This window comes from Roseateles noduli (assembly GCF_050626985.1).
Lineage (GTDB): Bacteria > Pseudomonadota > Gammaproteobacteria > Burkholderiales > Burkholderiaceae_C > Roseateles > Roseateles noduli_A.
Genome location: NZ_CP192463.1, coordinates 3,915,119 through 3,933,697 on the forward strand (window position 1 = coordinate 3,915,119; position 18,579 = coordinate 3,933,697).

The following is an 18,579-nucleotide window of genomic DNA, read 5'->3' on the forward strand; positions in this document are numbered from 1 at the left end:
GCCGACGCCCCACGACGGCACTCCCACCGCTGCTGGCCCTCAAAGGACGCCTATTCGCGTTCCAGCTTGAGTTGCCGGATCAGCGAGCCCCAGCGCTTGCGTTCGTCGCTCATGAGGCTGTCCAGCCCCTCGGGCGAGGTGCCTGCCGCGCTGAAGTACAGCGGCAGCAGTTGGCGTCGGAAGGCGTCGCCGCGGACGATGCGGATGACCTCGTCGGCCAGGCGACGCACGATCGCCTCGGGCGTGCCGGCCGGCGCCAGCAGCGCCTGCCACGACGTGGCCTCAAAGCCGGGATAGCCGGATTCCGCCACGGTCGGCAGTTCCGCGAGCGCGCCGAAGCGTCCGGCGCTGGTCACAGCCAGCGCCTTCAACTTGCCGGCCTTGACCTGCGGCATCGCGATCGCCGGCACCATGAAGCCGGCGTGGATCTGACCGGCCAGCATCGCGTTGACGACCTGTGGGAAGCCGGCATACGGCACGTGGACCAGCTTCAACCCGGCGCGCGCGATGAAGGATTCCATCGCCAGATGCGCGGCACTGCCATTGCCGATGCTGCCGTAGTTCAGCGCTCCCGTGCGCTGCTTCGCCAGTGCGACGAACTGCGCGAGCGTCTCCACGCCGAGCGACGGCGGCACGACGAGCACGTTCGGTGAGCTCGCGATGAAGCTGACCGCGCGCAACTCGCGCTGCGGGTCGTAGGGCAAGGCCTTCGCCAGCAGCGGCGCGGTGATCAGCGGCCCCTGGATCGTGAACAGCAGCGTGTGCCCATCGGGCGCGGCCTTCGCAACTGCGCCAGTGCCGATGTTGCCGCCCGCTCCAGGCTTGTTGTCGATGACGATCGGCTGGCCGAGCGCCTGCGCAAGCGGTTCGGCGACATAACGCGCGATCAGGTCCGGTGAGCTTCCACCCGGGAACGGCACCACGAGTCGGATCGGCCGAGATGGCCACGGTGTCGCGGCGCGAGCAGACGACGGCCACGCGCCGAACGCGGTCGTGGCTGCCGTGGTCGCGGCCGCGGCGATCAACCCACGGCGCTTCACCACTCGGACTTGGCCTGGCGCCCCATCAGCGCATCCAGGGCTTCATGCGTGGTCATGCGTCCCTCGAGGACTTCGACGACCGCGGCGGTGATCGGCATGTCGACGCCGGCACGCTGCGCGCGCGCCAGCACCGTCGGCGCGCTGTAGACGCCTTCGGCGACGTGGCCCAGCTTCACGAGGATGCCCGGCAGGTCCAGGCCCTCGGCGAGCAGCAGGCCGACACGGCGGTTGCGCGACAGGTCACCGGTGGCGGTGAGCACCAAGTCCCCCAGGCCCGCAAGCCCGAGCAGCGTCTCCTGCTGCGCGCCGAGCGCGAGCGCGAGCCGCTGCATCTCCGCCAGTCCGCGCGTGATCAACGCGGCGCGGGCGTTGAGGCCGGGGCCTTTCACGCCCTTCGCCTCGGCGACGAGCCGCAAGCCGTCGGCGATGCCGACGGCGATCGCCATCACGTTCTTCACCGCGCCGCCGACTTCGACTCCGATCGGATCGGCCGACGAATACACGCGCAGCCGCTCGCTGTGGAAGGCCGACACGCCCAGCTGCGCGAGCGCCGCGTCGCCGGACGCGGACACGAGCGCGGTTGGCTGGCCGGCGGCCACTTCCTGCGCGAAGCTCGGGCCCGACAGGATGCCGGTGGCCAGTTGCGGCGCGACCTCGCGGGCGATCTCATGGCCCAGCAGACCGGTGCCGGCCTCGAAGCCCTTGCACAGCCACTGTGCCCGCGCGCCCGCCGGCAAACGGGCCAGCATGCCGCGCAGACCCGACATCGGCGTCGCGATGACGATCAGCCCGTCGCGGCCGTGCGCGAGCGCGCCCTCGAGGTCATCGGTCAAGGCCAGGCTGGCCGGCAGCGGCGAATCAGGCAGGTAACGGACGTTGCAACGGTCGGCGCGCATCGCGGCGATCGCGCCGGCGTCGCGCGCCCACAGCGTCACCTCATGGCGCGCGCTCGCGGCGATCGCCAGCGCCGTGCCCCAGGCACCGGCGCCGAGCACGCTGATCTTCATGCGCGGAGCAGTCATGGTCTGTTCGGAGGATCGGTGAAATGAATCTCGCAATGAAACACGCCGGCCAGCGGACAGGTCCGCGAGGCCGGCGCGCTCATGGGGCCGAAGCTCAGTTCGGGATGGCTTCGCCGTTGCCCTGGCCGTTGGCGGCCATTTGCGCCTGCTGGGCTTCGAACATCGCCTGGAAGTTCACTTCCGTCAGCATCACCGGCGGGAAGCCGGCGCGCGTGCAGACGTCGGAGACGATCGCGCGCAGGTACGGGTAGATCATCTGCGGGCAGACGATCGCCAGGATGCCTTCGAGCTGATCCTGCGGCAGGTTGCGGATCTCGAAGATGCCGGCCTGCTTGGCTTCGATCAGGAACAGGGTCTTGTCCTGCACCGTCGTCGTGACGGTGGCGGTGACGCTGACTTCGAAGAGGCCCTCGGCGACCGGTTCGGCGGCCAGCGAGAGCTTGATGTCGACCTGCGGCTGGGCCTGCTCCAGCAGGATCGCCGGGGCGTTGGGCTGCTCCAGCGACAGGTCCTTCAGGTACATGCGCTGGATCTGGAACACGGGAGCGTTGTTGTCGTCGGCCATGGGGTCATCCAAATGAAAAAGCCCGCCAGCGGCGAGCCGTGGCGGGCATTATGACCGAGCGTTCGCGACAGTCCGGTGAGGGGTTTCCGGAGAATGTCGAGGACTTCGGTGGCGAGGTTTCAGGCCTGCAACAACGGTTGCAGACCGCCGCGCTGGTCCAATGCGATGAGGTCGTCGCAACCGCCGACATGGGTCTCGCCGATGAAGATCTGCGGCACGGTGCGCCGACCGGTCTGCTGGATCATCGCGTCACGCTGCGACGGATCCAGGTCCACGCGGACCTCCTCGATCTGGCTGACACCCCGCTGGTTGAGCAGGTGCTTCGCCCGCACACAGTACGGGCAGACCAGGGTCGTATACATCTTCACGGCGGCCATCGCCAGTTCTCCAAGAATCGTGTCGAGCGTCCTCTTCCGGCAATCGAGGTGCCGGCTCGGTCGCCAGGGCGGTCAGGCCGCGGACGTCTCGACAGGCAAACTCGCCTCGCGCCAGGCGGTCAGACCGCCCTGGACAGCGACCGCGTTTGCGTAGCCCTGTTTCTGCAGGATGCCAGCAGCGCGCTGCGCGCGTGCGCCGGTCTTGCACATCAGCACCACCGGCAGGGCCTTGTTGCTGGGCAGTTGCTTGACCGGAAGGTCCGTGCCAGTCAACGTCGACAGCGGCACGCTGCGGGCGCCCTTCGCGTGGGCGGCGGCAAACTCCTCCGGCTCGCTCACGTCGACCAGCACACCCTTCTCGCGGTTGACCAGGCGCACCGCCTCGGCCGTCGGCACGCCGCCCGCCTTGCCGCGCATCGACGTCCACAGCAGCAGACCGCCCGACACCAGGGCCGACAGCACGAGATACCAGTTTTCAATCAGGAACTTCAAGGCGGGGCCCGTTCGGTTGGATGCAAAAGCCGAGGATTATAGGAAGCCGGCTTGGGTCCGCTGACACCGCTCGCCGGCGCAAGCCGGGGCGGGGTCTCCTCATACGTCTCGCAGGCTCCACAAATCGTCGACCCCGCCCCGGCTTGCGCCAGCTCGGACCGAGCACTTCGGTCCATGCCCGCGTCAGCTGAGCTTGAAGGTGGAGACTGCGGACTGCAACGCGCGGGCCTGCTGCTCGAGGCTGTTGGCGGCGGCGGCGGCCTCCTCGACCAGCGCGGCGTTCTGCTGCGTCATCTGGTCGAGCTGCACCACCGACTCGTTGACGTGACCGATGCCCTGGCTCTGCTCGGCGGACGCCGCGGTGATCTCGCTGATGATGTCGGAGACACGCTGCACGCTGGCCACGATCTCCTCCATCGTCGCGCCCGCGTCCTGCACCAGGCGCGAACCGGCTTCGACGCGCGTCACGCTCGCGCCGATCAGCGTCTTGATCTCCTTGGCCGCTTCGGCGCTGCGCTGGGCCAGCGAACGGACTTCGCTCGCGACCACGGCGAAACCGCGGCCCTGCTCGCCCGCGCGGGCCGCTTCGACCGCCGCATTCAGCGCCAGGATGTTGGTCTGGAACGCGATGCCGTCGATGGTGCCGATGATGTCGCCGATCCGGCGCGAACTCGCGCTGATCTCGTCCATCGTCGAGACGACCTGTCCCACGACCTCGCCGCCCTTCTTCGCGACGGTCGCCGCGCTGCCGGCCAGCTGGTTCGCCTGGCTGGCCGCGTCGGCGCTCTGGCGCACGGTCTCGGTCAGCTGCTGCATGTTGGACGCCGTCTGCTCCAGCGAGCCCGCCTGCTTCTCGGTCCGCACCGACAGATCCTGGTTGCCCGCAGCGATCTCGCGCGAGGCCACCGTCATCGAGTCGGTGCCGCTGCGCACGTTGCCGACGATCGCCGACAAGCCCTGCGACATGTCGCGCACCGCCGCCAGCAGGCTCGCTTCGGCGCCCGGCGCGACGCGGATGGCCTGCGAGAGGTCACCCTCGGCCATCTGGCGCATCACGTCGCGGGCGTACTCCGGCTCGCCGCCCAGTTGGCGCCACACGCTGGTGATCAGCAGCCACGAGCCGGCGCCCAGGCACACGACGACGATCAGCCCGCTCAGCACCGTCGCCCACAGGCCGGCGCCGACGCCCTTCTCGGCGCTCGACAGCGTCGCGTCGAAGGTGGTCTTCGCGTCGGCGCGCGCGTCGCCGAGCGTCTGCTCCAGCGCCTTCTGCGCCGCCTGCATCTTCGGGATCGAGCCCGCCTGATCGCCCTGCTTGATGCCGAGGAACAGCTGCGCCGTCTCGACCGAGGCGGCGTAGTAGGCCTCGAAGCCGCTCTCCAGCTTCGCACCGGCATCGGCGCGACCCGGGATCGCCTTGATCGACGCGATCACCTTGCGCATCGCGGTCGCGCGCTCGGCGGCCTCGTCCAGGCGCTTCTTCTCGCCCTCGGCGACGGCGGACTGGATCGTCCCGCCCAACGCCTCAAGCTGCGCGGCCACCTGGTTGGTGGCCACGAGGTACGGATAGTCGGCCACGCCCAGCGCGTGGATCGCACCCGAGGTCCGCGACGAAAAGAACAGCACCACCGCGATGCCCACCGCGAAAACGATCGCCGCCAGCACCGGCAGCATCGCGATACGGGTCTTCAATTTCATGCCTGACTCCAATTCTTCCTGTGTCTCCAACGACCTCCCCAGGTCGGCGGCGCCCGCTCCTCGCGAGACGCCGGTGCGCCGACCGGCCGGTCCGTCTGCGCGGACTCGCGCCGGTAGGCGCGGGCGGCCGGGGCCGCCCGGGCGGCGGCGTCAATCGACGCTGAGCACCACCTTCACCGAGCCGTCGACGGCCGACTTCTCGATGTAGCCGATGGCATCGGCATTCGCGGCGACGAACTTCTTCACGTCGGCCGCGCTGCCCAGTTCCTTGGGCGGCGTGCCCTTGCCCGAGAACACCAGGCGCGACCACGCGGCCTTCACCTGCGCGGACGATTTGCCGGTGGCCTTCGAATAGAAGTGCTCGCGCGCCGCGGCGCTGTCGGGCAGATCCACCGCCTGCGCGGCGCTGCCGTTGGGCAACTGGTTGGACTTGCCCAGGAAGATGCTCGCGACCTGGTCGGCGGTCATGCTGGCGACGGGGCTCTTCGGATTGACCACGACGGCGACTTGCGCCTGCGCGGCCACGGCGGCGGCGAACAGCGCCGCCGCGATCACGGGCTTGATCATGTTGAACTGCATGGGGGCCTCTTCTTCTGATGCTTAGAACACGAAGTCGACGGCGACGCTGTAGACGCCGACGCGCTCGTTGTTGAAGCCCGGCTGGACGTTGTAGAACTGACCGGCGCCGGTGGTCTTGATGCTGTCGTACTGGGCCTTGACGGCGATGTTGCGCCAGGCGTCCCAGCGCACACCCAGACCGATGGTCTTCTGCGGCGTGCTCTGCGCGGCGGTGACCGCGTCGACGACGGCGCGCAGCGGCAGGCCCCCCACGACGACCGTGCCCGGGATCGTGTTGTTGACGTTGCTGCTGTCGGTCTTCTGCTGCGACAGCGTCGCGTACGGGGTGAACTTGCCGACGCGATAACCGACGGTCGTGTACCAGCCGGTGGTGTCCGGCACGAACGAGTCGTTGCGGCGCTTGGTGTACTCGGCGGCGACGACCCACTGGCCTTCGTCGTAGGTCAGGCCGATGCCGGAGAAGCTCGCGTCCTTGTCGGTCGGATCGATCTCGTTGCCGACCGAGGCGAACGGCGTCTGGCGCAACGCGCCGACCAGCGAGGTGACGGTGGCGCTGTGCGCGGTCAGCTTGCCCTGCGCATGGCCGACACGCAGGTTCAGGCCGTCGGCCAGTTCGACGGTGGCGTTCACGCCAATCATCTTCTTGATCTCGAGCTTGGTCTGGCGCACGTACGACGAGGCCTCGCCGCCGAAGGCCTGCAGCGAGACGCTCTTGCCGGCGACCTGCGTCGTCCAGTTCACGTCGGCGCCGTCGAAGTGACTCACGGGCACCTGCCCGTAGACGTCGATCGGCGGACGCAGCCAGGTGTTGGCATATCCCACGTCACGGAAGTCGGAGACGGCAAAGAACGGCGCACCGATGCGGCCGGCACGGATCGCCAGGCCCGGGGTGGCCTGCCACTTGGCGAAGGCCCATTCGACCTGCGGCGTCCAGTCGCCCTTGCCGGTCTGCTTGGTCAGCACCTGCACGGTGGCCGAGAACTGCGAGTTGAACTTCGCCGTGCCCTGCAGACCGAGCTTGCTGTCGACTTCACCGCTGACCGTCTTGTCGGCGCCGTGGATCTGGCCGGGGATCACGTACTCGGCGCCGTCCTTGGTCGTGCCGGTCAGGCCGACCGTGCCGAAGCCGGAGAACGAGAACATCGAGTCCGACTGGCCCTGCGCCTGCGCGCCGAAAACCACCAACGCCAGCGCCAGCGGCGTCATGCGCAAGTTCTTCACCACCATCATTGCAAGTACTCCTGTACAGCGTGAATGCCCAACGCGGGCATGTTCTTTTGACGAACCAAACTGGGGCGCAGGTGCGCCTTTCGCCCGGCACGAAAGCAGTTGTCGGCCCTGCGGAAGCCTTCTTGAGGCGGGCGCCCTGGAGGGCTGCCTCTAGAATCCGCCGGGCCTGCCGGAACCCGGCCAAACCTCACGAACCCACCCAAGACCCATGTACAAGCTCGTGCTGATTCGCCATGGCGAATCGACCTGGAATCTCGAGAACCGCTTCACCGGCTGGACCGACGTGGATCTGACGCCCACCGGGGTGGAGCAGGCCAAGCAGGCGGGCCGTCTGCTGAAGGAGGCCGGCGTCGACTTCGACGTGGCCCACACTTCGGTGCTCAAGCGCGCCATCTGGACCCTGTGGCACTGCCTGGATCAGATGGATCGCCAGTGGCTGCCGGTGAAGCACAGCTGGCGCCTGAACGAACGCCACTACGGCGGCCTTCAGGGTCTGAACAAGGCGGACATGGCCAAGCAGTACGGCGACGAGCAGGTGCTCGTCTGGCGCCGGAGCTATGACACCCCGCCGCCGGCGCTGGAAGCGTCGGACCCGCGCAGCGAGCGCGGCGACATCCGCTATGCCGGACTGCAGCCCTCGGACATTCCGCTGACCGAGTGCCTGAAGGACACCGTGGCCCGCGTGCTGCCCTACTGGAACGAACAGATCGCACCCGCGATTCTGTCGGGCCAACGGGTGCTGATCGCAGCCCACGGCAACTCGATCCGTGCCCTCGTGAAGTATTTGGACGGCATCGCCGACGAAGCCATCGTTGGCGTGAATATTCCCAATGGCATTCCGCTGGTCTACGAACTGGACAAGGACCTGAAGCCCATCAAGAGCTATTACCTGGGCGACGCGGAAGCGGCCGCGAAGGCTGCGGCGGCGGTGGCGAACCAGGGCAAGGCCTGAGGTTCGGGCGAAGTCCTCGTGCTCCGCTAGGTGGCGCACAGGGACTGACGCAGAAGAACGAAAGCCCGGCAGTGCCGGGCTTTTTCGTTGATGGCGGGCGAAACGCCGCGCTGCGCGGATGCGCCCTACTTGCGGCGCAACGCCGTCGCCAGCAGTTCCGCGATGCAGACCGCGTTGCTCTCGTGCGGCACCGCGTTGCTGCTCCAGACGTGGCGCACGCCGGCCGCGCGCAACGCCGGCAACGCATCGCCATTGAACAGCGCGTGCGTCACCGCGACGTCGACACTGGCCGCGCCGCGTTCCAATGCCTCGCGCGCCGAGCCGATCAGCGTACGACCCGTCGACGCCATGTCGTCGAGCAGCACCACCGCGCGACCGCGCACGTCCAGATCCGGGAACGCGAGCTGCACCTGGGTATCGCCGAAACGCACCTTGCGACCGATCGCATGTTCGAGCTTGGCGGCACGCGCCGCCTCCGCGACCCACTGGCCGGACTCTTCATCCGGCCCGACCAGCACCGCACCGGGCACCTGCGTCGCGATGAAACGCCCCAGCAACGACGCCGCCGACAGCGCGACGCCCCGCCCCTTGGGCATGACTTCGTCCAGGCTCGCGATGCGGTGCAGATGTGGGTCCACCGTCACCACGCGGTCGAATTGCGTCGACAGCAGCGCGGCGATGTGCCGCTGGCTCACGGCCTCGCCGGGGGTGAACTCCATGTCCTGTCGCATGTAGGCGAGATACGGCGCCACCAGCATCAGATGCCGGACACCCCAAGCGCGCGCGGCAGGCGCGGCGATCAGCAGCTCGACCAGGCGATCGTTCGGCTGATGCTGCAATCCACGCAGCACGATGATGTCGACCGGCAAGGGCTTGGGCAGGACCAGGCGCAGCTCTCCGTCCGGAAAACGGTGGCGCGTGATCACGCCCAGCGGACGGCCCAACTCACGCGCCAGTCGCGTGGCCAACTCCTGTTCATCTCCGAAACAAAGCAGCATCGGCGGATCCTCGCACCAATCGGCACCCGCAGGGCATCCGGCATACCCGGGCTGGGCGAATTGAGCCCGGTGGTTGGGGCGTCGCTGATCAACCCAGGACTCAGGGCCGGGGGAGTGCGTTGTTGATTCGGTCCGAGAGAGCCCCCGCCAGATGGCGTCGATCAAGACCCTCCGTGGGCATCGCCGGCAGCGAGCGCACTTCGACCGACAGGTCCTTCGCGGTCAGGATGCGCCACAGGCTCTCCATCAAGGACATCTGACCGATGTACTGCGCGGCGGCGCTGTACGGCACGTTCGGCTGGTGCCAGCGCAGCACCACCGGTTGCAGCGGCGTGTGCGTGCTGATCGCGGCCTGCAGCAGATTGCCGTGCAAAGGCAGCAGCGGATAGCCGGCGCCTGTCGTGCCCTCGGGGAAGACTGCCACCGTCTCGCCCGCGGCCAGCGCTTCCGCCGTCTTGTGCACGACACGCAGCGCGTCGCGCTTGCTCGCACGCTCGATGTAGAGCGTGCCGACCGCCGTCGCCAGCGCGCCCACCAGCGGCCAGGTCGCGATGTCGGCCTTAGAGACGAAGCGCGCCTCCGGCATCACCGCATGCATCGCGGCAATGTCCAGCCACGAGATGTGGTTCGCCGTGATCAGCCGCGGCGATGGCGCCTGCGGACCGTGCGACTCCAGGCGCACGCCCAGTACCCGCAGCAGCTTGGCGGACCACCAGCCGACGTGGCGATGCTTGGTCGGCGTGTCGAAACCGCGCCAGCGCACCTGCACGATGTACACGCCGTGCACGATGTGCGCCAGCATCCGCAGCGCACGCCACACGCCGACCAGCGCCCGCATCAGGCGGTCCGTTCGACTTCGGTGACCAGCGCTTCGTAGGCGACCGTGCCGGCCACCAGCGTGTAGCGCACACGGCCCGGCAGCTCGAAGCCGGTGATGTCGAACGCGAACGGCGTGTGCTTGCCCTGGCTGACCAGACGCTCCGGCGTCACGGCACCGGTGGCCTCGGCATCGAAGACGACGACGTCGCCGACGCCGCCCTCGACCAGGCGGCCCGCGCTCGCCGCCAATGAGCCGAGCGCGCTGCCCAGCACCTTGACCGGACGCGCAGTGATCGTGTCGAGCGACTGCGCCAGCGACAGCCCTTCGTCCTGACCCCAGCGCAGCGCGAGGCTCAGCAGCAGCTCCAGGCCGGTCGCGCCGGGCGTGGCTTCGGCAAAGGGCAAGGTCTTCTCGTCGGCGGCGACCGGGTTGTGGTCGCTGACCAGCGCATCGATGGTGCCGTCGGCCAGCGCGGCGCGCAGCGCGTCGCGGTCGCGCTGCTGGCGCAGCGGCGGCTGCAGGCGCATCGAGGAGTTGAAGTAGCCGATGTCGACGTCGGTCAGATGCAGCGAGTTGATCGAGACGTCCGCCGTGATCGGCAGTCCGTCCTTCTTGGCCTGGCGCAGGAGCTCCACGCCAGCAGCGCTGCTGATTCGGCACAGGTGGACGCGGCAGCCGGTGACGCGGACCAGTTCCAGGATCGTGTGCAGCGCGATGGTCTCGGCCGCGACCGGCTCGCCGGACAGGCCCAGTCGCGTCGCCACCGCGCCACTGGCCGCGACACCGCCGCTCAGCCACGGATCCTGCGCATGCAGCCACAGCGTGTAGCCGAAGCTCGCCGCGTATTGCATCGCGCGCTGCACGGTCAGCGTGTTGCGGATGGGCACGTAGGCCTGCGAGAAACCGACGCAGCCGGACTCGGTCAGCTCGGCCATCTCGGTCAGCGATTCGCCGGCAAGACCGCGCGTCAGTGCGCCCAGCGGGAACAGCCGGCAGCGGCTGAGCTTGCGGGCGCGGAACTTGAGCATGTCGACCAGGCCCGGCTCGTCGAGCGTCGGATCGGTGTCGGGCGGGCAGACGAGGCTGGTGACGCCGCCGGCGGCAGCGGCGGCGAGTTCGCTCTCCAGCATGCCTTCGTGCTCGTGGCCCGGCTCGCGCAGACGCGCGGCGAGGTCGACAAGGCCCGGCGCGACGACGAGACCGGTCGCATCGATGACACGATCGGCATTGAAGTCGCCGACGCTGCCGAGGCCGACGATGCGGCCCGAGGCGATGGCGAGGTCGCCGACCTTGTCGAGGCCGGAGGCCGGGTCGAGCAGGCGGCCATTCTGGATCAGGATTTTCATTGTGCCCTCCAGGTGCTGCGCACCGCCTCCCCGAGGGAGGGTTGATTGTCTTGGGACGGCCCGGCGTCAATCATGCTTCGTTCCCCGCCAGGATGGACATGACAGCCATGCGCACCGCGATGCCGAAGGTGACCTGCGGCAGGATGACGCTGTGCTGGCCGTCGGCGACGGTGGACGAGATCTCCACGCCGCGGTTGATCGGGCCCGGATGCATCACGATCGCATCGGGCTTGGCCAGCGCCAGCTTCTCGGGCGTCAGGCCGAAGCTCTTGAAGTACTCGCCGGCGCTGGGCAGCATCGCGCCGCTCATGCGCTCGTTCTGCAGGCGCAGCATGATGATGACGTCGGCACCGCGAACGCCCTCGGCCATGTCGTGGCACACGCGCACGCCCATGTCCTTGAGGTCGCCCGGCACAAGCGTCTTCGGGCCGACCGCGCGGATCTCCGGCACGCCCAGCGTCGTGAGCGCATGGATGTCGCTGCGCGCGACGCGCGAGTGCACGATGTCGCCGACGATCGCCACCGTCAGGTTGGAGAAGTCCTTCTTGTAGTGCCGGATCGTGTACATGTCGAGCAGGCCCTGCGTCGGATGCGCGTGACGGCCGTCGCCGGCATTGACCACATGCACATGCGGCGCGCAGTGCTGCGCGATCAGGTAGGGCGCGCCGGACTCGCTGTGGCGGACCACGAACATGTCCGCATGCATCGCCGACAGGTTGGCCACGGTGTCGAGCAGGGTCTCGCCCTTGGCGGTGCTGGAGCGCGCGATGTCGAGGTTGATGACGTCGGCGGACAGGCGCTTGGCGGCGATCTCGAAGGTGGTGCGGGTGCGGGTGCTGTTCTCGAAGAACAGGTTGAACACCGACTTGCCGCGCAGCAGCGGGACCTTCTTCACCTCGCGGTCGTTGACCGAGAGGAAGGTCCCGGCCGTGTCCAGGATCTGGTGCAGCACGGCCTTGGGCAGGCCTTCGGTGGACAGCAGGTGGATCAGCTCGCCATGCTTGTTCAGCTGCGGATTGCGTTTGCTCAGCATGGGGTCAGTCCTCCTTCACGTCGAAGCTGAAGCGGCCGCCGTCACCCTTGACCAGGCTCAGGCGCTGGTTCGGCGCGACCGCCACACGCGCGGCGGAGAACGCCGGCTCGATCGGCAGCTCGCGGCCGCCGCGGTCGACCAGCACCGCCAGCGTGACGCTCGCGGGGCGGCCGAAGTCGAACAGTTCGTTGATCACGGCTCGCGTGGTGCGGCCCGTGTAGAGCACGTCGTCGATCAACAGGACGTGGCGGCCCTCGATGTCGAAGGGCAGCTTCGTGTGATCGGCGCTGGCGTTCATGCCCTTGCTGCCGAAGTCGTCGCGGTGCAGCGCGCTGGAGATCACGCCGTGCTGACCGGGCAGCTTGAGATCCTGCTGGAGGCGCTCGGCGAGCCAGGCGCCGCCCGACCAGATGCCGACCAGCGCGCAGTCGGGTTGCAGCAGGCGCTGGACGCCGCGCACGAGGTCGGCGTAGAGCGCTTCCGCATCGAGGTGCAATGTGCTCATGGATGTTCCCGGAAGAATTGTTCGAGGATCAATGCCGCGCTCGCGGCATCGAGATCGCGCGCGCCCTGCGACTGGGCTTCCGCGCTGGTATAGCGTTCATCGACTTCGACCACGGGCAGCCGGTAGCGGCCGCGCAGCTGCCCGGCGAACTTGAGCGCGCGGGCGGTCATCTCGTGCGGCGCGCCATCGGGATGACGCGGCACGCCGATGACCAGCGCATCGGGCTGCCACTCCTGGATCAGCGCCGTGATCGCGGCCCAGCGGGCGTCGCCCTGCTCGGTCACGGTCCGCAGCCCGCGCGCGCTCCCCAACATCCGGTTGCCGGTGGCCACGCCGAGACGCTTGATACCGAAATCAAACGCGAGGGGAGCGACGAAGGAGGACGGGGAAGCGAGGCTCATGGCGCTTCCGGGGTTCATGCGTGCCCGGCCTCCTGGCTGAGCATGCGCGGGTCGATGCCGAGCAGCGCGAGCGCCTTGTCGTAGCGCTCCTCGATCGGCGTGTCGAAGATGATCTCGGGCGTGGCGTCGACGGTGATCCAGCCGTTGCGGCCGAGTTCCTCCTCGAGCTGACCGGCGGCCCAGCCGCTGTAGCCCAGCGTGACCAGCACGCGCTTGGGGCCGGCGCCGTTGGACAGGGCTTCGAGCACGTCACGGCTGGTGGTCATCTCCAGCCCGCCGGGCACGGCCAGCGTCGCGCTGTAGTGGTTGCCCTGCTCGTCCAGCGCCTCGTGCAGCACGAAGCCGCGCTCCGTCTGGACCGGGCCGCCGAAGAACACCGGCCGCGCCGCCATGTCCACATCGGACAGCTCCAGCTCGACCTTCTCGAACAGGTTGCCCAGGGTCAGCGAGATCGGCTTGTTGATGACCAGGCCCAGCGCGCCCTTCTCGTTGTGCTCGCACAGGTAGATGACGGAGCCGGCAAAGGTCTCGTCCACCATGCCGGGCATGGCGATCAGGAACTGGTTGGTCAGGTCGATGCGTTCCTTGGACATAGGGACGGATTCTATTTCACCGACACTCCCTCTCCATGAACGCCCTTGTCTGGTTCCGGCGCGATCTGCGCGCGGACGATCATGCCGCCCTGTTCCACGCCCTCAAGCGCCATCCGCGCGTGTTCTGCGCCTTCGTGCTGGACACGGACATCCTGGACGCGCTGCCGCGCGCGGACCGCCGCGTGGAGTTCATCGTCGACGCCCTGCGCGTGCTGGACGCGGACCTGGCGGCGCTGGCGCCCGGCGCCGGGCTGATCGTGCGGCACGGGACTGCGCGGGAACAGATCCCGGCCCTGGCGACGGAACTGGACATTGGCGCGCTCTACTTCAACCACGACGACGAGCCGGACGCGCTGCGCCGCGATGCCGATGTCGGCGACACGCTGCTCGCACGCGGCGTGCAGGTGGAGAGCTTCAAGGACCACGTCGTCTTCGAACGTTCGGAGATCCTGACCGGCTCACGCAAGCCTTACGGCGTCTTCACGCCCTACAAGAACGCGTGGCTGCGGGAGATCAATCCGTTCTTCCTGAGCAGCTATCCGGTCGAGCGCTATGCGTCCCATCTGGCGGAGGCGCCCCAGCGCGGCGTGCCGTCGCTGGGCGACATCGGATTCGAGCCAGCCGGTCTCGCCGCGGCGTTGACCGGCGGCAGCGCGGGCGCGCAGCGCCTGTTCGAAGAGTTCCTTGAACGTATCGACCGCTACACCGACACACGCGACTTTCCCGCCGCGAAGGGCCCCAGCTATCTCAGCACACACGTGCGTTTCGGGACGATCTCGATCCGCCGCCTGGCACGCGAAGCCTGGCAGCGCGGCTACGCGCCGCACGCCGGCGAGCGCGTCAGCGCGGGCGCGCAGACCTGGCTGTCCGAACTGATCTGGCGGGACTTCTACCACCAGGTCCTGCATCACCATCCGCATGTCGTCGGGGGGGCGTTCCGCCCCGAATACGACCGCATCGCCTGGGCCGACGGCCCCGACGCGGACGCCGACTTCGAGGCCTGGTGCCAGGGCCGCACCGGCTATCCGCTGGTCGACGCGGCGATGCACCAGATCAACGAGACCGGCTACATGCACAACCGGCTGCGCATGGTCACGGCCAGCTTCCTCATCAAGGACCTGGGCATCGACTGGCGCCGGGGCGAGGCCTACTTCGCCGAGAAGCTGATCGACTTCGACCTCGCCGCCAACAACGGCGGCTGGCAATGGGCCTCGTCCAGCGGCTGCGATGCACAGCCCTACTTCCGCATCTTCAATCCGGTCAACCAGAGCGAGAAGTTCGACCCCGACGGCAAGTTCATCAAGCGCTACCTGCCGCAACTCGCGAAGCTGCCGCCCAAGCTGATCCACGCACCGTGGCTGGCGAAGCCGGCGGAACTCTCGGCCTGCGGCGTGGTGCTCGGGCGCGACTATCCGGAGCCGGTCGTGCGGCATGAGACGGCACGGATGGCAACGATGGCGCGCTACGCCGTGGTGAAGGACCGGGCGTTCCCCGAGGGATGAACGTCACCGGTACGTGAGCATCACGCCGAGGGCATCGGGGTCCCGTCAGTGCACCAAGGCGCTGCCGCTTTCGGGCAGCCGCGTGCCGTGGGCGCGGGCCTCCGCCAGGATGAGAAGTCCGCGTGCGGAGACTGCATCGCGCGGGTAGACGGCGAGGCCGACGTGGCTGTCCAGCCTGACCTCATGGCCGCCCAGATCGAAGGGGTCGGCCAGCGTTTCGCGGATGCGGTCTGTCAACGCTTCCGCCTCCTGCGCCGATCCGCAGCGGGAGACGACCAGCGCGAACTGTTCGTTGGCATGCCGCGCCAGCAGGTCGGCCGGGCCGGCGCAGCCCGACATCCTCCGGCCGATCTCGACCAGCACCGGCGCGGCCGCCGCCACGCCCTGGCTGCGCAGCAGCGCGTCCAGCCCCTTCAGCACGACCACCGAGACGGCCACCTTGCCGGCCTCGGCATGGACCATGCGCAACACCTGGTCCAGCCGCTCGAGCAACGCCACCTGTCCGAGCAGGCCGGTCGCGGCATCGCGCAGCAGCGACGACGGCCGCTGCTGCCGCCCGACCGCCAGCTCGCTCTGCAGCAGTTCATCGAGATCACCAAAGAGCGTCTCCAGGCCGGTGCCCTTGTCGTAGAAGCCGTCGGCACCGGCCTTCATGCACATGTCGCGGTAGGCGTCCATCGCGTGATGCGTGAGCATCAGGATGCGCCCGCGATAGCCCTTGGCGCGCAGCCTGCGCAGCACGTCGATCCCGGTCCCCACCAGCAGGGTCATGTCCAGCAACACCGTGTCCGGCTGCAGCCAGTCGATCAGCGCGATCGCCTGCGGCGCGGAGTCCGCCTCGCCCACGACGCGCGCGCCGGGCAGGTCTTCAAGCCGGCGTGCCAGGAGCCGGCGGATGGCCGACGAGTCCTCGACGAGAAAGATGTCCATGAAGGGGATGCTCCGGATCGACGCGGCGACTGGTTGTCACCGCCTGCCCGGCATCTTGCGCGCGCCCTTGCGCCCGCAGCAGCAGCACCGCGCCCAAGCTGGTGTCGGGTTGGCTCCGCAGGGTTTGTCGGGCGATCACCTACGTCTTGCGCCCGATCACTGGATGTCGGTGAGACCGTGCTGGACGCAGTACTTCGTCAGCTCGGTGTTGTTGCGCCAGCCCGTCTTCTCGAGGATGCGCGCGCGGTAGGTGCCGACCGTCTTGGCCGACAGGTGCATGGTGTCGGCGATCTCGGCCGGCGTCTTGCCGGCGGCGATCAGCAGCATCACGCGGTGCTCCTGCGCCGACAGCTGCTCATGCGGCAGTTGCCCTGGCGTCGCGCCGCTCAGCAGCCCCAGCAGGTGGTCCGCCATGGCCGCCGTGACATAGCGCCCGCCCTGCAGCAGGCGCTGCAAGGCGACGACGAGCTCGTCGGTCGCCTTGTCCTTCGGAAGGTAGCCGGAGACGCCCATCTGCAGCAGCCGCGCCGCGTAGGCGGACTCCGCGTTGAGGCTCAGCACCAGCACGGGCACGCCCTTGATCGCGCGCAGCATGCGGCTGGCGCCCTCGGTCCCGCTCGCGTCGGGCAACGACAGGTCCAGCACCAGCGCGTCGGGCTTGTTCGCCTGGCCGAGTTGCAGCCCCTCGGCGATGGTCGACGCTTCGTCGATCAGCGCCTGCGGCCAGTAACCCTGGATCAACTGCTTGACCCCGAGTCGCATGATCGGATGGTCGTCAACGATCAGAAATCTCATCCCAACCCTCCTCGTTCTCCCGCCTCGCGACGGTCCCACCGGTGATGCCGCCCGCGTCCCCCGCGTCGTCTGCGCGGGCGTCCAACGGCACCCGGACGTCGATCCGCGTGCCGCGCTGGGGCGCCGGCCCGAACACCATGTCCCCGCCTGCGAGCACGGCGCGTTCCCGCATGTTCCGTAAACCTGACGCGTCCACCCGCACATGGCCGGGGCCCACGCCGTCGTCCTCGATCCTCAACCGGTACTCGCCGTCCTCGAGGCGCGACTCGATCGTCAACTGCTGCGCCTGCGCATGCCGCAGCACATTGGTCGCGGCCTCCTGGAGCAGGCGGAACAGCTGGTTGTGCTGCTCGGGCGTCAAGGCCTCGTCGGACGCCAGGTCGACGTCGACGATGAGATCGCTCTGCCGCTGCAGACCCTGCACGTAGTGCTGCACGGCCGCGGCGAAGCCGAAGTCGTCCAGCAGCGGCGGACGCAGCGTGTTGGCGATGCGCCGCGCCGCGCCGATGACTTCGTCGGCGATGGTCAGCATCTCCTCATGCATCGGTTCCTTGGCCGGCGCGATCTTGCGCGCCAGGGACAAGGCCAGCATCTTGGCCGCCGTGCCGAGCTGGCCCAGTTGATCGTGAACCTCTCGCGCCAGACGGCGCCGCTCCGCCTCGACGCTACGATCCAGCTCCGCCGCGAAACTCTGGATCCGGCCGAGCGCCTCGGTCAATTCGCGGGTGCGTTCGACGACGGCGCCTTCCAGTTGCGCGTGACTGTCGCGCAAGGCGCGCTCGGCCTGGTCACGCCGCTCGCGTTCCATCCACAGCGCCGCCATCGCCACAGCCACCATCACGCCGCCGGCCAAGGGCAGCACCTGCGCCAGCAGCGTGGTCTCCTTCGTCTGGATCGCGACAGCCGTTTCGATCCCGTCGATCCGCTGCTGCTGAACGGACTTCAGGCGGCCGAGTTCGCCGCGGATCTCGTCCATCAGCTGCTTGCCCGCCACGTAGGCCTGACGGTCCTTCAGCACCGATTCGCCCTCTTTCCAGCGGCTCTCGACCTGGCGCTCGACCTGTTGGCGGCGCTCGGCGATGAAGCGGTCCAGGCGCACGAACGCCGCCTCCTGCCGGTCGCCCGAACGCGCGAGCGCGGTCTTGAGCTCGGCATAGTGGGCGTCGAGGTCGCGCTGGGCGTGCTCGTACGGCTGCAGGAACGCGGCGTCGCCGGTGATCAGGAAACCGCGTGTGCCGGTCTCGAGGTCGATCAGCAGCGCATTGAGGTCGGAAATGAGTTGCTGCGTGCGCAACGCATGGGCGCGCACGTTCTCCTGACGCGTCAGTTCGCCAAGACTGCGGTACTCGCCGTAGGCGGTGGCCACAAAGGCAACGCAGCCGGCCAGCAACAGGCCCGCAGCCACCGGAAAGGTCAGCATGCGCATCAAAGGTCCGGGCTTGCGCGCCCGTGTTGGTACAACCCTGTGGACGACGGCATCACAGCGATGACATCCGCGCCGACATCCACCCCAGTGCTTCTGTTGCTCGCGACCTGTCGTCGCGCCTCTCTCCGGCCCCTCGCATCCGGGGCCGGTGCCGTGTCTCTCTGCGGAGAACGTTCACATGGGCCTAACGCTAGAGGGGTAGCGCCGGAAAAGCAAGTCCCTGCTCACGTGCCGCGTTCCGCGGAAGCCACGTCGACCCGCCGGAGACCGCGCCG

20 protein-coding genes are annotated in these 18,579 nt (G+C 68.6%); 2 read left to right on the plus strand and 18 right to left on the minus strand.

Features of this window, described 5'->3' with window-relative positions; translation table 11 throughout:
• Positions 1 to 50: 50 nt before the first annotated feature.
• From ACQ4L4_RS17125 to ACQ4L4_RS17160, 8 genes are all read right to left on the minus strand, one after another.
• Positions 51 to 1,025, minus strand: coding sequence for a Bug family tripartite tricarboxylate transporter substrate binding protein (locus ACQ4L4_RS17125; protein WP_431104960.1), 975 nt, complete (start codon positions 1,023 to 1,025; stop codon positions 51 to 53).
• An 11-nt stretch (positions 1,026 to 1,036) separates the two neighbouring features.
• Positions 1,037 to 2,047 (minus strand): NAD(P)H-dependent glycerol-3-phosphate dehydrogenase, encoded by a 1,011-nt coding sequence (locus tag ACQ4L4_RS17130; RefSeq protein ID WP_431104961.1) that lies wholly within the window; start codon positions 2,045 to 2,047, stop codon positions 1,037 to 1,039.
• 109 nt (positions 2,048 to 2,156) lie between these two features.
• A complete protein-coding gene (gene secB, locus ACQ4L4_RS17135; protein ID WP_431100135.1) occupies positions 2,157 to 2,627 on the minus strand; it encodes a protein-export chaperone SecB in 471 nt (156 codons plus the stop codon).
• Between the two features lie 119 nt (positions 2,628 to 2,746).
• A complete protein-coding gene (gene grxC / locus ACQ4L4_RS17140) occupies positions 2,747 to 3,004 on the minus strand; it encodes a glutaredoxin 3 (protein ID WP_377160289.1) in 258 nt (85 codons plus the stop codon).
• Between the two features lie 72 nt (positions 3,005 to 3,076).
• A complete protein-coding gene (locus tag ACQ4L4_RS17145) occupies positions 3,077 to 3,496 on the minus strand; it encodes a rhodanese-like domain-containing protein (protein WP_377160287.1) in 420 nt (139 codons plus the stop codon).
• 183 nt (positions 3,497 to 3,679) lie between these two features.
• Positions 3,680 to 5,194 carry a methyl-accepting chemotaxis protein gene (locus ACQ4L4_RS17150; RefSeq protein ID WP_431100136.1) on the minus strand — a complete coding sequence of 505 codons (1,515 nt, stop codon included), beginning with the start codon at positions 5,192 to 5,194 and terminating at the stop codon, positions 3,680 to 3,682.
• A 150-nt stretch (positions 5,195 to 5,344) separates the two neighbouring features.
• Positions 5,345 to 5,773 (minus strand): hypothetical protein, encoded by a 429-nt coding sequence (locus ACQ4L4_RS17155; protein ID WP_431100137.1) that lies wholly within the window; start codon positions 5,771 to 5,773, stop codon positions 5,345 to 5,347.
• 21 nt (positions 5,774 to 5,794) lie between these two features.
• The gene (locus ACQ4L4_RS17160; protein ID WP_431100138.1) at positions 5,795 to 7,000 is read right to left on the minus strand and encodes a hypothetical protein; all 1,206 of its coding nucleotides are present in this window, start codon (positions 6,998 to 7,000) and stop codon (positions 5,795 to 5,797) included.
• Between the two features lie 211 nt (positions 7,001 to 7,211).
• Here ACQ4L4_RS17160 and gpmA point away from each other — a divergent pair, with 211 nt between their 5' ends.
• On the plus strand, positions 7,212 to 7,955 hold the full coding sequence (gpmA, locus tag ACQ4L4_RS17165) for a 2,3-diphosphoglycerate-dependent phosphoglycerate mutase (protein ID WP_297526590.1): 744 nt from the start codon (positions 7,212 to 7,214) through the stop codon (positions 7,953 to 7,955).
• A gap of 125 nt (positions 7,956 to 8,080) precedes the next feature.
• Here the strand turns inward: gpmA and ACQ4L4_RS17170 are convergent, their stop codons facing one another.
• From ACQ4L4_RS17170 to ACQ4L4_RS17200, 7 genes are all read right to left on the minus strand, one after another.
• A complete protein-coding gene (locus tag ACQ4L4_RS17170) occupies positions 8,081 to 8,953 on the minus strand; it encodes a ribose-phosphate diphosphokinase (RefSeq protein ID WP_431100139.1) in 873 nt (290 codons plus the stop codon).
• A 100-nt stretch (positions 8,954 to 9,053) separates the two neighbouring features.
• Positions 9,054 to 9,791, minus strand: coding sequence for a lysophospholipid acyltransferase family protein (locus ACQ4L4_RS17175; protein WP_431100140.1), 738 nt, complete (start codon positions 9,789 to 9,791; stop codon positions 9,054 to 9,056).
• Positions 9,791 to 11,119, minus strand: coding sequence for a dihydroorotase (locus ACQ4L4_RS17180; protein ID WP_431100141.1), 1,329 nt, complete (start codon positions 11,117 to 11,119; stop codon positions 9,791 to 9,793). Before ACQ4L4_RS17180 ends, ACQ4L4_RS17175 begins: the two co-directional genes overlap by 1 nt.
• A 70-nt stretch (positions 11,120 to 11,189) precedes the next feature.
• A complete protein-coding gene (locus ACQ4L4_RS17185) occupies positions 11,190 to 12,152 on the minus strand; it encodes an aspartate carbamoyltransferase catalytic subunit (RefSeq protein ID WP_377160272.1) in 963 nt (320 codons plus the stop codon).
• A 4-nt stretch (positions 12,153 to 12,156) separates the two neighbouring features.
• On the minus strand, positions 12,157 to 12,657 hold the full coding sequence (gene pyrR, locus ACQ4L4_RS17190) for a bifunctional pyr operon transcriptional regulator/uracil phosphoribosyltransferase PyrR (RefSeq protein ID WP_431100142.1): 501 nt from the start codon (positions 12,655 to 12,657) through the stop codon (positions 12,157 to 12,159).
• Positions 12,654 to 13,058, minus strand: a complete 405-nt coding sequence (gene ruvX / locus ACQ4L4_RS17195) for a Holliday junction resolvase RuvX (protein ID WP_377160268.1) — start codon at positions 13,056 to 13,058, stop codon at positions 12,654 to 12,656. The genes pyrR and ruvX overlap by 4 nt, the downstream gene beginning before the upstream one ends.
• Before the next feature lie 14 nt (positions 13,059 to 13,072).
• Positions 13,073 to 13,651, minus strand: a complete 579-nt coding sequence (locus ACQ4L4_RS17200) for a YqgE/AlgH family protein (RefSeq protein WP_377160266.1) — start codon at positions 13,649 to 13,651, stop codon at positions 13,073 to 13,075.
• A gap of 35 nt (positions 13,652 to 13,686) precedes the next feature.
• Between ACQ4L4_RS17200 and ACQ4L4_RS17205 the strand changes: the two genes are divergently transcribed.
• The gene (locus ACQ4L4_RS17205; protein ID WP_431100143.1) at positions 13,687 to 15,153 is read left to right on the plus strand and encodes a cryptochrome/photolyase family protein; all 1,467 of its coding nucleotides are present in this window, start codon (positions 13,687 to 13,689) and stop codon (positions 15,151 to 15,153) included.
• Between the two features lie 45 nt (positions 15,154 to 15,198).
• Here ACQ4L4_RS17205 and ACQ4L4_RS17210 read toward each other — a convergent pair whose 3' ends face one another.
• From ACQ4L4_RS17210 to ACQ4L4_RS17220, 3 genes are all read right to left on the minus strand, one after another.
• A complete protein-coding gene (locus tag ACQ4L4_RS17210; RefSeq protein WP_431100144.1) occupies positions 15,199 to 16,083 on the minus strand; it encodes a response regulator in 885 nt (294 codons plus the stop codon).
• Between the two features lie 156 nt (positions 16,084 to 16,239).
• Positions 16,240 to 16,878, minus strand: a complete 639-nt coding sequence (locus tag ACQ4L4_RS17215; protein WP_431100145.1) for a response regulator — start codon at positions 16,876 to 16,878, stop codon at positions 16,240 to 16,242.
• Positions 16,859 to 18,304: a CHASE3 domain-containing protein gene (locus ACQ4L4_RS17220; protein WP_431100146.1), complete on the minus strand. Its 1,446-nt coding sequence runs from the start codon at positions 18,302 to 18,304 to the stop codon at positions 16,859 to 16,861. The genes ACQ4L4_RS17215 and ACQ4L4_RS17220 overlap by 20 nt, the downstream gene beginning before the upstream one ends.
• Between the last annotated feature and the right edge of the window lie 275 nt (positions 18,305 to 18,579).

What these genes read in the sequence shown, in the direction of transcription:
- ACQ4L4_RS17130 (WP_431104961.1), bottom strand. Translation starts at nt 2,047, where the DNA reads ATGAAGATCAGCGTGCTCGGCGCCGGTGCCTGGGGCACGGCGCTGGCG.
- secB (WP_431100135.1), bottom strand. Translation starts at nt 2,627, where the DNA reads ATGGCCGACGACAACAACGCTCCCGTGTTCCAGATCCAGCGCATGTAC.
- grxC (WP_377160289.1), bottom strand. Translation starts at nt 3,004, where the DNA reads ATGGCCGCCGTGAAGATGTATACGACCCTGGTCTGCCCGTACTGTGTG.
- ACQ4L4_RS17150 (WP_431100136.1), bottom strand. Translation starts at nt 5,194, where the DNA reads ATGAAATTGAAGACCCGTATCGCGATGCTGCCGGTGCTGGCGGCGATC.
- ACQ4L4_RS17155 (WP_431100137.1), bottom strand. Translation starts at nt 5,773, where the DNA reads ATGCAGTTCAACATGATCAAGCCCGTGATCGCGGCGGCGCTGTTCGCC.
- ACQ4L4_RS17160 (WP_431100138.1), bottom strand. Translation starts at nt 7,000, where the DNA reads ATGGTGGTGAAGAACTTGCGCATGACGCCGCTGGCGCTGGCGTTGGTG.
- gpmA (WP_297526590.1), top strand. Translation starts at nt 7,212, where the DNA reads ATGTACAAGCTCGTGCTGATTCGCCATGGCGAATCGACCTGGAATCTC.
- ACQ4L4_RS17170 (WP_431100139.1), bottom strand. Translation starts at nt 8,953, where the DNA reads ATGCTGCTTTGTTTCGGAGATGAACAGGAGTTGGCCACGCGACTGGCG.
- ACQ4L4_RS17175 (WP_431100140.1), bottom strand. Translation starts at nt 9,791, where the DNA reads ATGCGGGCGCTGGTCGGCGTGTGGCGTGCGCTGCGGATGCTGGCGCAC.
- ACQ4L4_RS17180 (WP_431100141.1), bottom strand. Translation starts at nt 11,119, where the DNA reads ATGAAAATCCTGATCCAGAATGGCCGCCTGCTCGACCCGGCCTCCGGC.
- ACQ4L4_RS17185 (WP_377160272.1), bottom strand. Translation starts at nt 12,152, where the DNA reads ATGCTGAGCAAACGCAATCCGCAGCTGAACAAGCATGGCGAGCTGATC.
- pyrR (WP_431100142.1), bottom strand. Translation starts at nt 12,657, where the DNA reads ATGAGCACATTGCACCTCGATGCGGAAGCGCTCTACGCCGACCTCGTG.
- ruvX (WP_377160268.1), bottom strand. Translation starts at nt 13,058, where the DNA reads ATGAGCCTCGCTTCCCCGTCCTCCTTCGTCGCTCCCCTCGCGTTTGAT.
- ACQ4L4_RS17200 (WP_377160266.1), bottom strand. Translation starts at nt 13,651, where the DNA reads ATGTCCAAGGAACGCATCGACCTGACCAACCAGTTCCTGATCGCCATG.
- ACQ4L4_RS17205 (WP_431100143.1), top strand. Translation starts at nt 13,687, where the DNA reads ATGAACGCCCTTGTCTGGTTCCGGCGCGATCTGCGCGCGGACGATCAT.
- ACQ4L4_RS17210 (WP_431100144.1), bottom strand. Translation starts at nt 16,083, where the DNA reads ATGGACATCTTTCTCGTCGAGGACTCGTCGGCCATCCGCCGGCTCCTG.
- ACQ4L4_RS17215 (WP_431100145.1), bottom strand. Translation starts at nt 16,878, where the DNA reads ATGAGATTTCTGATCGTTGACGACCATCCGATCATGCGACTCGGGGTC.
- ACQ4L4_RS17220 (WP_431100146.1), bottom strand. Translation starts at nt 18,304, where the DNA reads ATGCGCATGCTGACCTTTCCGGTGGCTGCGGGCCTGTTGCTGGCCGGC.